At 69.6% G+C, this 14,539-nt stretch carries 11 protein-coding genes; all 11 read left to right on the top strand.

Annotation, left to right across the window (positions count from 1 at the left end; all coding sequences use genetic code 11):
* Nucleotides 1-34: 34 nt before the first annotated feature.
* The gene (locus HNR22_RS20995; protein ID WP_179781773.1) at nucleotides 35-1,360 is read left to right on the top strand and encodes an NADH-quinone oxidoreductase subunit D; all 1,326 of its coding nucleotides are present in this window, start codon (nucleotides 35-37) and stop codon (nucleotides 1,358-1,360) included.
* The gene (gene nuoE / locus HNR22_RS21000; RefSeq protein ID WP_179781774.1) at nucleotides 1,357-2,526 is read left to right on the top strand and encodes an NADH-quinone oxidoreductase subunit NuoE; all 1,170 of its coding nucleotides are present in this window, start codon (nucleotides 1,357-1,359) and stop codon (nucleotides 2,524-2,526) included. The genes HNR22_RS20995 and nuoE overlap by 4 nt, the downstream gene beginning before the upstream one ends.
* Nucleotides 2,523-3,839, top strand: a complete 1,317-nt coding sequence (gene nuoF, locus HNR22_RS21005) for an NADH-quinone oxidoreductase subunit NuoF (protein ID WP_099849910.1) — start codon at nucleotides 2,523-2,525, stop codon at nucleotides 3,837-3,839. Before nuoE ends, nuoF begins: the two co-directional genes overlap by 4 nt.
* Nucleotides 3,839-6,346: an NADH-quinone oxidoreductase subunit G gene (locus HNR22_RS21010; RefSeq protein WP_179781775.1), complete on the top strand. Its 2,508-nt coding sequence runs from the start codon at nucleotides 3,839-3,841 to the stop codon at nucleotides 6,344-6,346. Before nuoF ends, HNR22_RS21010 begins: the two co-directional genes overlap by 1 nt.
* Complete coding sequence (gene nuoH, locus HNR22_RS21015; protein ID WP_179781776.1) at nucleotides 6,343-7,695, top strand: NADH-quinone oxidoreductase subunit NuoH; 1,353 nt, start codon at nucleotides 6,343-6,345, stop codon at nucleotides 7,693-7,695. Before HNR22_RS21010 ends, nuoH begins: the two co-directional genes overlap by 4 nt.
* 1 nt (nucleotide 7,696) lies before the next feature.
* On the top strand, nucleotides 7,697-8,338 hold the full coding sequence (nuoI, locus tag HNR22_RS21020) for an NADH-quinone oxidoreductase subunit NuoI (RefSeq protein WP_088951133.1): 642 nt from the start codon (nucleotides 7,697-7,699) through the stop codon (nucleotides 8,336-8,338).
* On the top strand, nucleotides 8,335-9,105 hold the full coding sequence (locus tag HNR22_RS21025) for an NADH-quinone oxidoreductase subunit J (RefSeq protein WP_179781777.1): 771 nt from the start codon (nucleotides 8,335-8,337) through the stop codon (nucleotides 9,103-9,105). The genes nuoI and HNR22_RS21025 overlap by 4 nt, the downstream gene beginning before the upstream one ends.
* Nucleotides 9,105-9,422, top strand: coding sequence for an NADH-quinone oxidoreductase subunit NuoK (gene nuoK / locus HNR22_RS21030; RefSeq protein ID WP_088951135.1), 318 nt, complete (start codon nucleotides 9,105-9,107; stop codon nucleotides 9,420-9,422). The genes HNR22_RS21025 and nuoK overlap by 1 nt, the downstream gene beginning before the upstream one ends.
* Nucleotides 9,423-9,434: 12 nt before the next feature.
* Nucleotides 9,435-11,360, top strand: coding sequence for an NADH-quinone oxidoreductase subunit L (nuoL, locus tag HNR22_RS21035; protein WP_179781778.1), 1,926 nt, complete (start codon nucleotides 9,435-9,437; stop codon nucleotides 11,358-11,360).
* 64 nt (nucleotides 11,361-11,424) lie between these two features.
* Nucleotides 11,425-12,960, top strand: coding sequence for an NADH-quinone oxidoreductase subunit M (locus tag HNR22_RS21040; protein WP_179781779.1), 1,536 nt, complete (start codon nucleotides 11,425-11,427; stop codon nucleotides 12,958-12,960).
* Nucleotides 12,957-14,510 (top strand): NADH-quinone oxidoreductase subunit NuoN, encoded by a 1,554-nt coding sequence (nuoN, locus tag HNR22_RS21045; protein ID WP_179781780.1) that lies wholly within the window; start codon nucleotides 12,957-12,959, stop codon nucleotides 14,508-14,510. The genes HNR22_RS21040 and nuoN overlap by 4 nt, the downstream gene beginning before the upstream one ends.
* The last annotated feature ends 29 nt before the right edge of the window (nucleotides 14,511-14,539 follow it).

Below are 14,539 nucleotides of genomic sequence, written 5' to 3' on the forward strand. Positions count from 1 at the left end.
GGAGCCCCGCAGTCGCGATCGGAGGGCCGGCACTGTGACGACGTCGAACTACGCCAGCGAGCGCGAGACCGACGAGGGTCGGGTCTTCACCGTCACCGGTGGGGACTGGGACACCATCGTCTCGGGCACCGACCCGATCAACGACGAGCGGATCGTCGTCAACATGGGTCCGCAGCACCCGTCCACGCACGGGGTGCTGCGGCTGATCCTGGAGCTGGAGGGCGAGACGGTCCGCGAGGCCCGGTCCGTCGTCGGCTACCTGCACACCGGCATCGAGAAGAACCTCGAATACCGCAACTGGGTTCAGGGCTCGACGTTCGTGACCCGGATGGACTACCTCGCCCCGATCTTCAACGAGACGGCGTACGCCCTGGCCGTCGAGAAGCTGCTGGGCATCACCGACGACATCACCGAGCGGGCCACCACCATCCGCGTGCTGATGATGGAGCTCAACCGGATCTCGTCGCACCTGGTCTGGCTGGCCACCACAGGCATGGAGCTGGGCGCGATCTCGATCATGCTGTACGGCTTCCGCGAGCGGGAGTACATCCTCGACATCTTCGAGACCATCACCGGTCTGCGGATGAACCACGCGTACGTCCGGCCGGGCGGTGTGGCGCAGGACGTGCCGGACGAGGCCGTCGTCAAGATCCGCGAGTTCCTCAAGATGATGCCGAAGAAGCTCAAGGAGTACGAGGACCTGCTCTCCGGCCAACCGATCTGGACCGAGCGGACGAAGAACGTCGCGGTGCTGGACGTGACCGGCTGCGTGGCCCTCGGCATCACCGGGCCGGTGCTGCGCTCCGCGGGTCTCGCCTGGGACCTGCGCAAGACCATGCCGTACTGCGGTTACGAGACGTACGAGTTCGACGTGCCGACCCACCCCGACGGTGACGTGTGGGGCCGCTACCAGGTCCGGCTCGCCGAGATCCGGGAGTCGATGAAGCTGGTCGAGCAGGCCCTGGACCGGCTCCGCCCGGGCCCGGTGATGGTCGCCGACCGCAAGATCGCCTGGCCGGCGCAGCTGGCCATCGGCGTGGACGGCATGGGCAACTCGCTGGAGCACGTCGCGAAGATCATGGGTCAGTCGATGGAGTCGCTGATCCACCACTTCAAGCTGGTGACCGAGGGCTTCCGGGTTCCGCCGGGCCAGGTGTACGTCGCCATCGAGGCTCCCCGGGGCGAGTTGGGCGTGCACGCGGTCTCCGACGGTGGCACCCGGCCGTACCGGGTGCACTACCGCGAGCCCAGCTTCGTCAACCTCCAGGCCCTCCCGGCGATGGCCGAGGGCGGTCTGATCGCCGACGTGATCGCCGGCGGTGCCTCGTTGGACCCCGTGATGGGTGGTTGTGACCGATGACGACTTTCACTGACGAGACCCGGGAGCGGGCGCGCGAGATCATCGCCCGCTACCCGGCGGACCGGTCCCGCTCGGCGTTGCTGCCGCTGCTGCACCTGGTGCAGGCCGAGGAGGGGTACGTCTCCCCGGCCGGGGTCGCGTTCTGCGCCGAGGTTCTGGGGCTGAACAAGGCCCAGGTCGGCGCGGTGGCGACCTTCTACACGATGTACAAGCGCAAGCCGACCGGTGATTTCCTGGTCAGCGTCTGCACCAACACCATGTGCAACGTGCTCGGTGGCCAGGAGGTCTACGACACCCTCTCCGAGCACCTGGGCGTCGGGCACGACGAGACGACCGCCGACGGCACGATCACGCTGGAGCACGCCGAGTGCCTGGCGGCGTGCGACTACGGCCCGGTGATGACGGTCAACTACGACTTCTTCGACGGCGTGGACGCGTCCACCGCGGTCGGTGTCGTCGACGAGCTGCGGGCGGGCGGGCGGCCGATGCCGACCCGCGGTGCCCGGCTCTGCACCCTCAAGGAAATGGCGGTGCAGCTCGCCGGTTTCGCCGACGAGCGCGAGGGCGCGGTCGCCGACGGTGGGCCGGGCGAGCCCACCCTGCGCGGGCTGCGGCTGGCGCAGGAGCACGGCGTCTCGGTGCCGGGCTTCGACCCGAGCACCCCGATCCGCAGCAAGGCCGAGGCCGACAAGGCCGCCGCTGAGGCGAAGGCGAAGGCGGAGGCCGCCAAGCCGGCGCCCGTCGAGGCCAGCGCGGCACCGGTCAAGGGTGGCGACGGGGCGTCCGCCCCGACGGGGGCGGCCGGGGTCGGCGAGTCGGCGAAGCCGGCAGCCGCCAGCGGCAGCACCACCCGGGACGTCAAGGCACCGGACGACAAGTCGCCGCAGGTGCGTACCGCGGAGACCCGGCAGCCGGACGCGGGCACGGCGGTGCCGGACGCCCCTGGCACCAAGGTCCCCACGGACGGCACCGGCACCGCGCCCGAGGCTGGCGACGCACGGTCGGCCGAAGCCGCCGGTGTGGCGGCCAACGCGCCGGCCGGTGACGGCAAGCCCGCCGGCGACGACGCCGGGGCGCAGGAGCGCAACCTCACCGAAGCGAAGGCTGGCACGGACGCCGACGGCGCCGGACCGGCGGACGCGAACGAAACGGGGGCCCAGAAGTGACCACTCCCCGCCCGGAGACCGTGGCCAAGCTGACGCCGGTGCTGACCAAGCGCTGGCTGTCGCCGGACGCCTGGCGTATCGGCACCTACGAGCAACTGGACGGCTACGCCGCACTGCGCAAGGCGCTCAAGGCCCACCCGGACGACCTGATCCAGCTGATCAAGGACTCGGGGCTGCGCGGCCGGGGTGGCGCCGGCTTCCCCACCGGTCTCAAGTGGGGCTTCATCCCGCAGGGCGACGGCAAGCCGCACTACCTGGTGGTCAACGCCGACGAGGGCGAGCCGGGCACCTGCAAGGACCTGCCGCTGATGACCCACGACCCGCACGCGCTGGTCGAGGGCGTGATCATCGCGTCGTACGCGATCCGGGCCAACCGCGCCTACATCTACATCCGGGGCGAGGCGGTGCACGCCGCGCGTCGGCTGCGCAACGCGGTCCAGGAGGCGTACGACAAGGGCTACCTCGGCCGGAACATCCTGCGCAGCGGTTACGACCTGGAGCTGGTGGTGCACTCCGGCGCCGGGGCGTACATCTGCGGCGAGGAGACGGCGCTGCTGGACTCGCTGGAGGGCTTCCGGGGGCAGCCCCGGCTGCGTCCGCCGTTCCCGGCCACCCACGGTCTGTACGCGAGCCCGACGGTGGTGAACAACGTCGGCACCATCGCCAGCGTGCCGCCGATCGTGCTCGGTGGGGCCGACTGGTGGAAGAGCATGGGCACCGAGAAGTCCTCCGGGCCGATGATCTACTCACTGTCCGGTCGGATCGTCAACCCCGGCCAGTACGAGTGCTCGATGGGTGTCACGCTGCGCGAGCTGCTGGAGCTGGCCGGCGGGATGCAGCCCGGTCACAACCTGCGGTTCTGGACCCCGGGCGGCTCGTCGACGCCGCTGCTCGCCGCCGAGCACCTGGACGTGCCACTGGACTTCGAGGGGGTGGCGGCGGCCGGCTCGATCCTGGGCACCACGGCCACCCAGATCTTCTCCGACCAGGACTGCCCGGTCTACGCGACGTACCGGTGGCTGGAGTTCTACCACCACGAGTCGTGCGGCAAGTGCACCCCGTGCCGCGAGGGCAACTACTGGATGGTTCGGGTCTACCGGCGGATCCTCGCAGGTCAGGGCACCCATGAGGACCTGGACACCCTGCTGGACACCTGCGACAACATCCTCGGCCGCTCGTTCTGCGGCCTGGGTGACGGCGCCACCAGCTCGGTGACCTCGTCACTGAAGTACTTCAAGCAGGACTACCTCGACTACATCGAGGGACGTACCGCGCCGAAGCTGTCGGACAAGCAGCTGGTGGGAGCCCACTAATGACCGACGTAGCAAAGCAGACCGAGACCGTCACGCTCACCATCGACGGCGTCGAGGTCACCGCCCCCAAGGGGACGTTGCTGATCCGGGTCGCCGAGCAGATGGGCACCGAGATCCCCCGGTTCTGCGACCACCCGCTGCTGGCCCCGGCCGGCGCGTGCCGGCAGTGCCTGGTCGAGGTGGAGGGCCAGCGCAAGCCGGTGGCCTCCTGCACCCAGACCGTCGCCGACGGCATGGTCGTGCGTACGCAGATCACCTCCCCGGTGGCCAAGAAGGCGCAGGAGGGGGTGATGGAGCTGCTGCTGCTCAACCACCCGCTGGACTGCCCGATGTGTGACAAGGGCGGTGAGTGCCCGCTCCAGAACCAGGCGATGTCCACCGGCCGCACCGACTCGCGCTTCCACGAGCACAAGCGGGAGTACGAGAAGCCGATGGCGATCAGCAGCCAGGTGCTGCTGGACCGCGAGCGGTGCGTGCTCTGTCAGCGGTGCACCCGGTTCTCCGAGGAGATCGCCGGCGACAAGTTCATCGACCTGATGGGCCGGTCGTCCGCCGAGGAGATCAACATCTACCGGGACGACGCGTACGGCGAAGAGGGCGACGCCGGTGACGTCCCGTTCAACTCCTACTTCTCCGGCAACACCGTGCAGATCTGCCCGGTGGGCGCGCTGACCGGTGCGCAGTACCGCTTCCGGGCCCGCCCGTTCGACCTGGTGTCCAGCCCGAGCGTCTGCGAGCACTGCTCGGCCGGCTGCGGGCAGCGCACCGACTGGCGGCGCGGCAAGGTGCTGCGCCGGCTGGCCGGCGACGAGCCGCAGGTCAACGAGGAGTGGAACTGCGACAAGGGCCGGTGGGGTTTCCAGTACACCCGGGCCGCCGACCGGCTGACCACCCCGCTGGTCCGCGACGAGCACACCGGTGAGCTGCGCGAGGCGTCCTGGAGCGAGGCGCTCACCGTGGCCGCCGAGGGCCTGCACACTGCTCGGGAGAGCGGGCAGGGCACGGCGGTGCTCACCGGCGGCCGGCTGACCGTCGAGGACGCGTACGCGTACGCGAAGTTCGCGCGGGTCGCCCTGAACACCAACGACATCGACTTCCGGGCCCGGCCGGTCTCCCGCGAGGAGGCCGACTTCCTGGCCAGCTCGGTCGCCGGGGTCACCGACGTCACCTACACCGACGTGGAGAACGCGCCGGCGGTGGTGCTGGTCGGCCTGGAGCCGGAGGAGGAGTGCCCGATCCTCTTCCTGCGGCTGCGTAAGGCGTACCTGAAGAAGACCCTGACGGTGTACGCGCTGGCGCCGTTCGCCACCCGCGGCCTGGAGAAGCTCGGTGCCAAGCTGGCCCGGGTCGTGCCGGGCGAGGAGGCCAGCGTGCTCGCCGAGCACGCCACGGTCACCGAGGCGCTCAGCGCACCGGGCGCGATCCTGATCGTCGGCGAGCGACTGGCCACTGTGCCGGGCGGGCTCTCCGCCGCGGCGGACGTGGCGCGGCGTACCGGCGCGAAGCTGGTGTGGGTGCCGCGGCGCGCGGGTGACCGCGGTGCGGTTGACGCGGGCTGCCTGCCCAACCTGCTCCCCGGTGGACGGCTGGTCACCGAGCCGGCCGCCCGCGCCGAGCTGGGTGAGGCGTGGGACATCCCGGCCGGGGTGATCCCGAGCCAGGCCGGGCGGGACACCGACGGCATCCTCACCGCGGCGGCCAACGGGCAGCTCGGCGCGCTGGTCGTCGGCGGCGTCGACCCGGCCGACCTGGCCGACCCGCGACTGGCCGAGGCCGCCCTGGACGCGGTGCCGTTCCTGGTCAGTCTGGAGCTGCGCGCCAGCGCGGTGACCCGCCGGGCGAACGTGGTGCTGCCGGTCGCCCCGGTGGTCGAGAAGGCCGGCAGCTTCCTGGACTGGGAGGGGCGGCTGCGCCCGTTCGAGGCCGTGCTGAACACCGCCGCGATGACCGACGGTCGGGTGCTCGACGCGCTGGCCGCGCTGCTCGACGTGCGGCTCGGCACGGCGGATGTGCCGAGCGTGCGTCGTGAGCTGGGCACGCTGCCGGCGACGCGTACGTCCCGGCCGTCCGCACCGTCGGTGGCGCCGGGCCGGGTGCCGCACCCGGGTGCCGGGGAGGCCGTGCTGGCCACCTGGCACCAACTGGTGGACCTCGGCAGCCTGACCGAAGGCGACGAGAACCTCGCCGGCACCGCCCGCCCGCCGGTGGTCCGGCTGGGTAAGGGCACCGCCGAGGCACTCGGTGTCGCCGACGGCGACGCGGTCACGGTCGGCACCGACCGGGGGGCGTTGACCCTGCCGGCGGAGCTCACCGAAATGCCGGACGGCGTGGTCTGGCTGCCGACCAACTCACCCGGCTCGACCGTGCGACGCAGCCTCGGGGCGACGTCCGGCACTGTCGTCCGGATCTCCGTTCCCGCACCGAGCGCGGTCGTTCCGGCCGGGCGTGTGGCGGCCGACGAGACCGGTCTCCCGGGTCCGCTCCTCAACTCCGGGGGTAACCAGTGAGTCCGATCGTCCTGGCCCAGGATCCGACGTTGGCCGACTTCGGCCGGGATCCGTGGTGGCTGGTTCTCGGCAAGATCGTCTTTGCGTTCGCCTTCGGTCTGCTGGCCACCCTGCTCGGTGTCTGGTTCGAGCGGCGCGTGGTCGGCTACATGCAGGTGCGGCCCGGCCCCAACCAGGTCGGCCCGTTCGGCCTGCTGCAGACCCTCGCCGACGGCCTGAAGATGGCCTTCAAGGAGGACATCCTGCCGAAGGCGGCCGACAAGGTCGTCTACTTCTTCGCCCCGACGATCTCGGTGATCTGTGCGGTCACCGCGCTGTCGGTGGTGCCCTTCGGCCCGATGGTGAGCATCTTCGGCCACCACACGCCGTTGCAGGTCACCGACGTGCCGGTGGCGGTGCTGCTGCTGCTGGCCTGCTCGTCGATGGGCGTCTACGGCATCGTGCTGGGTGGTTGGGCCTCCGGCTCGACGTACCCGCTGCTCGGTGGTCTGCGGTCGAGCGCCCAGATGATCTCCTACGAGGTCGCCATGGGCCTGAGCATCGTGGCGGTCTTCATGACCGCCGGCACGATGAGCACCAGCGGGATCGTCGCCGCCCAGGGCGACGCCACGCGGCTGACCATCTTCGGCACCGAGATCCCGGCGCCGGGCTGGTACGCGATCCTGCTGCTGCCCAGCTTCATCATCTTCTTCATCGCCACCGTGGGTGAGACCAACCGGGCGCCGTTCGACCTGCCCGAGGCCGAGTCCGAGCTGGTCGCCGGCTTCATGACGGAATACAGCTCGCTGAAGTTCGCGCTCTTCATGCTCAGCGAGTACGTCGCGATGGTGACCATGTCCGCGGTCACCACCACGCTGTTCCTCGGTGGCTGGCGGGCGCCCTGGCCGATCACCATCTGGGAGGGCGCCAACTCCGGTTGGTGGCCGATGCTGTGGTTCTTCGGCAAGGTGATCGCGCTGGTCTTCGTCTTCGTCTGGCTGCGCGGCACGCTGCCCCGACTGCGCTACGACCAGTTCATGCGCCTCGGTTGGAAGGTGCTGCTGCCGATCAACCTGGTCTGGATCCTGGTCCTGTCGGGCCTGCGCTCCATCGAGGACTGGGACACCCGCGGCAAGGTGATCGCGGTCGGCATCCCCGCCGGCCTGCTGCTGATCGCCACGCTGTTCTGGCCCAGCCGCCGGCCGCAGCCGAAGCCGACGGCTCAGGAACAGGTCGACAACCGGCCGTACGGGAGCTTCCCGCTGCCACCGATGGATCTTCAGGTACCACCGAGCCCGCGCATCACGCGCGTGGTCGCCGAGCGGGAGCCGGCCAACATCGTTGCCGGCTCGGACTCCAGGGAGGTGTGACGTGGGCGCGATCACCGGAACGTTCAAGGGATTCGGTGTCACCTTCTCGCACATGTTCAGGAAGGTCGTCACGACCGACTACCCGTTCAAGCCGCCGGTGTCGGCGCCGCGCTACCACGGGCGGCACATCCTCAACCGGCACCCCGACGGCCTGGAGAAGTGCATCGGCTGCGAGCTGTGCGCCTGGGCCTGCCCGGCGGACGCGATCTACGTCGAGGGTGGCGACAACACCGACGAGCAGCGCTTCTCGCCGGGTGAGCGGTACGCCAGCATCTACCAGATCAACTACGCCCGCTGCATCTTCTGTGGGCTGTGCATCGAGGCCTGCCCGACCCGTTCGCTCACCATGAGCAACGAGTACGAGCTGGCCCGGGACAACCGGCAGGACCTGATCTTCACCAAGGAGCAGTTGCTCGCGCCGTTGCTGGAGGGCATGGAGCAGCCTCCGCACCCGATGCGGCTGGGTGACAGCGAGAAGGACTACTACGTCGGCGCGCTGGACAACCCGGGCACCTCCGCCGGTGCGGAGACGTCCCCGATGGGTCCCGGCCGCTACCAGGTCGAGGAGCACCCCGGCGTGACGTTCCCGGGGGCCGAGCAGGCCGCCCAGCGCGCGGCTGCCGGCAAGGGAGAGGAAGCATGACCACGTCTACGGTGCTCGCCGCGGCGGGTTCGGTCTCCACCGGCGAGGCGGTCACCTTCTGGATCCTCGCCCCGCTCGCGCTGCTCGGCGGGATCGGGATGGTGGCCGCGCGCAACGCCGTGCACTCGGCGCTGTGGCTGGTGCTGACCATGCTCTGTCTGGGCGTGTTCTACGTCCTCCAGGCCGGTCCGTTCATCGGCATGGTGCAGATCATCGTCTACACCGGCGCGATCATGATGCTGTTCCTCTTCGTGCTGATGCTGGTCGGTCGGGACTCCACGGATTCCCTGATCGAGACGCTGCGCGGCCAGCGCGTCGCCGCGATCGTGCTCGGCCTGGGCTTCGCCGGCCTGGTCGGCACCGGCCTGTACCAGGCGCTGGACCGGACCAGCGCGGTCGGCCTGGAGCAGGTCAACGCCGAGGGGAACGTGCAGGGCATCGCCCGACTGCTGTTCACCAAGTACGTCTTCGCGTTCGAGCTGACCTCGGCGCTGCTGATCACCGCGGCGGTCGGTGCCATGGTGCTGGCCCACGTCGAGCGGCGTAAGCAGGACAAGGTCGACCAGGTGTCGACCATGAAGGCACGCTTCGCTCCGGGCAACTACCCCGGCCCGAAGCCGGGCCCCGGCGTCTTCGCGACCTCGTCCTCGGTGGCCACCCCGGCCCGGCTGCCCGACGGCCGCCTGACCGACCGCAGCACCCCGGCGATCCTTCCGCAGCGCGAGCTGACCGCCGAGGAGACCTCGCTGAAGGGGACGGACAAGTAATGGGAACGTTCTTCTCGGTCGAGCCGACCTACTACCTCGTGCTCGCCGCGGTGCTGTTCACCATCGGCGCAGCCGGGGTGCTGATCCGGCGCAACGCGATCGTGCTGTTCATGTGCGTGGAGCTGATGCTCAACGCCGCCAACCTGACGCTGGTCACCTTCAGCCGGATCAACGGTGACCTCAACGGCCAGATCATGGCGTTCTTCGTGATGGTGGTGGCGGCGGCCGAGGTCGTGGTCGGGCTCGCGATCATCATGTCCATCTTCCGGACGCGACGCTCGGCGAGTGTCGACGACGCCAACCTGCTCAAGTACTAGAGGGGTCCACCGGTGGAAGAGACTGTGGAATACGCCCAGGCCACGGGGCTGCTCGGGGGCGTCTGGCTGCTGGTGGCGATCCCGCTGCTCAGCGCGGCCATCCTGCTGCTGCTCGGCCGGCGGGCCGACCGCTGGGGGCACTGGTTGGGTGTTGCCGCCATCGGCGCCGCTTTCGTGCTCGGCCTGTCCTTCTTCTTCCAGCTGCGTGGCCTGGAGAACAAGTCGGTCGAGCTGAGCCTCTGGGACTTCATCGCGGTCGGTGACCTGCGCGTCGACTTCGGCCTGCTGTTCGACCCGCTGGCCGCGGTCTTCGTGCTGCTGATCACCGGGGTGGGCTTCCTGATCCACCTGTACGCGGTCGAGTACATGGCGCACGACGCGGGCCGTCGGCGGTTCTTCGCGTACTTCAACCTGTTCGTCGCGGCGATGCTGCTGCTGGTGCTCGGCAACAACTACGTGATGCTCTACTTCGGCTGGGAGGGCGTCGGTCTGGCGTCGTACCTGCTGATCTCCTTCTGGACCGAGCGGCCGAGCGCGGCCACCGCCGGCAAGAAGGCGTTCCTGATGAACCGGGTCGGCGACGCCGGCCTGGCCATCGGCATCTTCATCATGTTCGCCACCCTGGGCACCACCCAGTACGACGAGGTGTTCAACGGCGTCGGCGCGCTGACCGGCACCACCGTGCTGGTCCTCGGCCTGTTGCTGCTGCTCGGTGCGGCCGGCAAGTCCGGTCAGTTCCCCCTCCAGGCGTGGTTGCCGGACGCGATGGAGGGCCCGACCCCGGTGTCGGCGCTCATCCACGCGGCCACCATGGTCACCGCGGGCGTCTACCTGATTGCCCGGTCCAACCCGATCTTCTCCGCCAACTCGACGCTCCAGCTCGTCGTGGTCAGCGTCGGCGCGCTCACGCTGCTGATCGGCTGCATCATCGGCGCGGCCAAGGACGACATCAAGCGGGTGCTCGCCTGGTCGACGGTGAGCCAGATCGGCTACATGTTCCTCGGCGTCGGCCTGGGCGGTGGCGCGTACGCGCTGGCCATCGTGCACCTGCTGGCGCACGGCTTCTTCAAGGCCAACATGTTCCTGGGCGCCGGCTCGGTGATGCACGGCATGAAGGACCAGGTCGACATCCGCCGCTTCGGTGGCCTCTCGAAGCACATGAAGATCACCTGGCTGACCTTCATGATGGGTTGGCTGGCCATCATCGGCATGTTCCCGTTCTCCGGCTTCTTCTCCAAGGAGCCGATCATCGTGGCCGCCTTCGAGCGGGAGGACTGGACCGCCTGGCTCTTCGGCGGTGCGGCGCTGCTCGGTGCCGGACTGACCGCGTTCTACATGACCCGGCTGTTCGTGCTCACGTTCCACGGGCCGCAGCGGTGGACCGAGGACATCGAGCACCCGCACGAGTCGCCGAAGCTGATGACGATCCCGCTGATCCTGCTGGCGGTCGGCTCGGTCGGTGCCGGCTTCCTGCTCTCCACGTCCGTTCCGGACTGGCTGACGGCCACCGCTGGTCTGGGCGGCGAGCACGGGGAGCACGAGGCGGTCCTCTCGCACGCGGTTATCACCACCCTGTCGCTGCTGGTCACCGTGCTCGGTGCCGGGCTCGCCTGGATCCTGTTCCGGGCCGGCACGGCCACCGCGCCGCAGCCGGCCGGGGTGCTGGTCACCGCCGCCCGGCGCAACCTCTACACCGACGCGGTCAACGAAGCCGTCTTCGAGAAGCCGGGCATCTTCCTCACCCGGGCGCTGGTGTACCTCGACAACCGGGGCATCGACGGGCTGGTCAACGGGCTTGCCGCCGCGGTCGGCGGTGGCTCGGGTCGGCTCCGGAGGATGCAGACCGGCTTCGTCCGCTCGTACGCCACCTCGATCCTGGCCGGTGCGCTGCTGGTGATGGCGGCGTTCCTGGCGGTGCAGGCCGGGTGGTTGGCGTGATCGACCTGTTCCCGGCCGCCCCCGCCGGCGGACCACGCAGTGACGACGGAGGTAAGGCCGCATAATGTCCAACTTCCCGTTCCTCTCGGTGCTCACCGTGGCGCCGCTGGTGGGCGCCCTGGTGGTGGCCTTCCTGCCGCGCCACCGGCCGGAGCTGGCCAAGCAGGTGGCGTTCGCCTGGTCGCTGCTCGTGCTGGTGCTCTCGGTGGTGATGTGGGTCAGCTTCAACGCAGGCGGTGACCGGTTCCAGTTCCGCGAGTCGTACTCGTGGATTCCGAACTGGGGCGTCAGCTTCACCTTCGCCGCCGACGGCATCGCGCTGGTGATGCTGATGCTGATCGCGGTGCTGGTGCCGTTGGTGATCCTGGCCTCCTGGCACGACGCGGAGTCGTCGAAGCGGTCGGTGCCGGTCTACTTCGCGCTGCTGCTGGTCCTCGAGTGCACGATGATCGGTGTCTTCGCGGCCGCCGACGTCTTCCTGTTCTACGTGTTCTTCGAGGTCATGCTGGTCCCGATGTACTTCCTGATCGGCAGCTACGGCGGCCACCAGCGGCAGTACGCGGCGGTGAAGTTCTTCCTCTACTCGCTGGTCGGCGGTCTGTTCATGCTGGCCGCGGTGATCGGCCTGTGGGTGGTCGGTGGCAAGACCTTCGACTGGCAGGCGCTGTCCCAGGTCGACATCAGCACCGGCACCGAGCGGTGGCTGTTCCTCGGCTTCTTCCTCGCGTTCGCCATCAAGGCGCCGTTCTTCCCGTTCCACACCTGGCTGCCCGACGCCGGTGGTGCGGCCCCGGCGGGCGCGGCGGCACTGCTGGTCGGTGTGCTGGACAAGGTCGGCACGTTCGGCATCCTGCGCTACTGCCTGCCGCTGTTCCCGGAGGCGTCGAAGTGGTTCGCGCCGTGGGCGCTGGCGCTGGGCGTGATCGGCATCGTCTACGCCGCGCTGCTGGCGGTCGGCCAGAACGACCTCAAGCGGCTGGTGTCGTACACCTCGATCGCGCACTTCGGCTTCATCGGGGTGGGCATCTTCGCCTTCACCACCCAGGCCGGCACCGGCGCGGTGCTCTACATGCTCAACCACGGGCTGGCCACCGGTCTGCTCTTCCTGGTGGTGGGCATGCTGATCAGCCGGCGTGGCTCGTCGTTGATCAGCGATTTCGGCGGCGCCGGCAAGCTGGTCCCGGTGCTCGCCGGTGTGCTCTTCTTCGCCGGTCTCGCCTCGCTCGCACTGCCCGGCACGGCGCCGTTCATCTCCGAGTTCCTGGTGCTGATCGGCACCTTCACGGTGAACAAGCCGGTGGCGATCATCGCCACGCTCGGCATCATCCTGGCCGCCGCGTACGTGCTGTGGATGGTGCAGCGCACCACCCAGGGCACGCTCAACCCGGCTCTCACCGAGGTCGACGGGATGCGCAAGGACCTCAACCTGCGCGAGAAGGTCGTGGTCGCCCCACTGATCGCGCTGATCGTGCTGCTCGGCTTCTTCCCCAAGCCGGTCACTGACGTGATCAACCCGGCCGTCCAGGCGACCATGGACGACATCGGCAGAACCGACCCGGCGCCGTCCGTGGGCGGCACCGTCCAGGAGGCGGCAAAGTGACCGAGTTGAAACTGCCGTCGATCGACTACGCGGCGCTCTCCCCGATCCTGATCATGCTGGGCACCGCGTTGCTCGGCGTGCTCGTCGAGGCCCTCGTGCCCCGGCGCTGGCGGCACGTGGTGCAGCTGACGCTGGCTCTGCTGGCGGTCCTCGCGGCATTGACCATGGTGGTCCTCAACGCCGATGAGCGGATCATCACCGCCGGCCAGGCGCTCGCGATCGACGGGCCGACGCTGTTCCTCCAGGGCGCGATCCTGGTGCTGGCGGCGATGGCGTTGCTGCTGATCGGCGACCGCTCGGTCGAGCGGGGCGGGGCGTTCGTCGCCCAGGCCGCGGTGACCGCCGAGTCGGCCGACGACCGGCGGCAGGCCGAGGGGCGCAACGGCCTCACCGAGGTCTACCCGCTCACCACGTTCGCGATCGGCGGCATGCTGATCTTCGTGGCGGCGAACGACCTGCTGACCATGTTCATCGCGCTGGAGGTCTTCTCCCTTCCGCTCTACCTGCTCTGCGCACTGGCCCGTCGCCGGCGTCTGCTGAGCCAGGAGGCGGCGATGAAGTACTTCCTGCTCGGCGCGTACGCCTCCGCGTTCTTCCTGTTCGGCGTGGCCCTGATCTACGGCTTCACCTCCGGCATCCCGGGCCGGACGGCCGGCGTCGACTTCGCCACCATCCACGCGGCGGTGAGCGAGTCCCCGGCCAGCCAGGTGCTGCTCTTCGCCGGCATGGCACTGCTCTCGATCGGGCTGCTCTTCAAGGCCGCTGCGGCACCGTTCCACGTCTGGACCCCGGACGTGTACCAGGGCGCACCGACCCCGGTCACCGGCTTCATGGCCGCCTGCACCAAGGTCGCCGCGTTCGGTGCCCTGCTGCGCGTCTTCCACGTCGCGTTCACCGACGCCTCCTGGGACTTCACCCCGGTCCTCGGCGCGGTGGCGGTGCTGACCATGCTGATCGGTGCCGTGCTCGCGGTCACCCAGACCGACATCAAGCGGCTGCTCGCGTACTCCTCGATCGCCAACGCCGGCTACCTGCTGGTCGGCGTGCTGGCACCGAGCCGCGACGGGCTCTCCGGCACGATGTTCTACCTGGTCGCGTACGGCTTCTCGGTGCTGGCCGCGTTCGCGGTGGTGACCCTGGTGCGGGACTCCGACGGGGAGGCCACCCACCTGTCCCGCTGGGCCGGGCTGGGTCGACGGTCGCCGTTCTTCGCCGGGTTGTTCACCTTCATCCTGCTGGCCTTCGCCGGTATTCCGCTGACCAGCGGCTTCACCAGCAAGTTCGCCATCTTCGGGCCGGCCCTGGAGGGTGGTCAGGCCTGGCTGGTGATCGCCGGTGTGCTGACCAGCATGGTGCTGGCGTTCCCGTACCTGCGGGTCGTGGTGATGATGTGGCTCTCCGAGCCGGGCGAGTCCACCCCGACCGTCATGGTGCCCGGCGGGCTCACCTCCGCCGCGCTGATGATCGGTGTGCTGGCCACTCTGGTGCTGGGCATCGCCCCGGCGCCGCTGCTCGATCTGGCCACCGGAGCTGCCGAATTCGTGCGATGACCGAAGGATCGATCACCGGGGGCCGGCGC

Source organism: Micromonospora jinlongensis (genome assembly GCF_013410645.1).
Lineage (GTDB): Bacteria > Actinomycetota > Actinomycetes > Mycobacteriales > Micromonosporaceae > Micromonospora > Micromonospora zamorensis.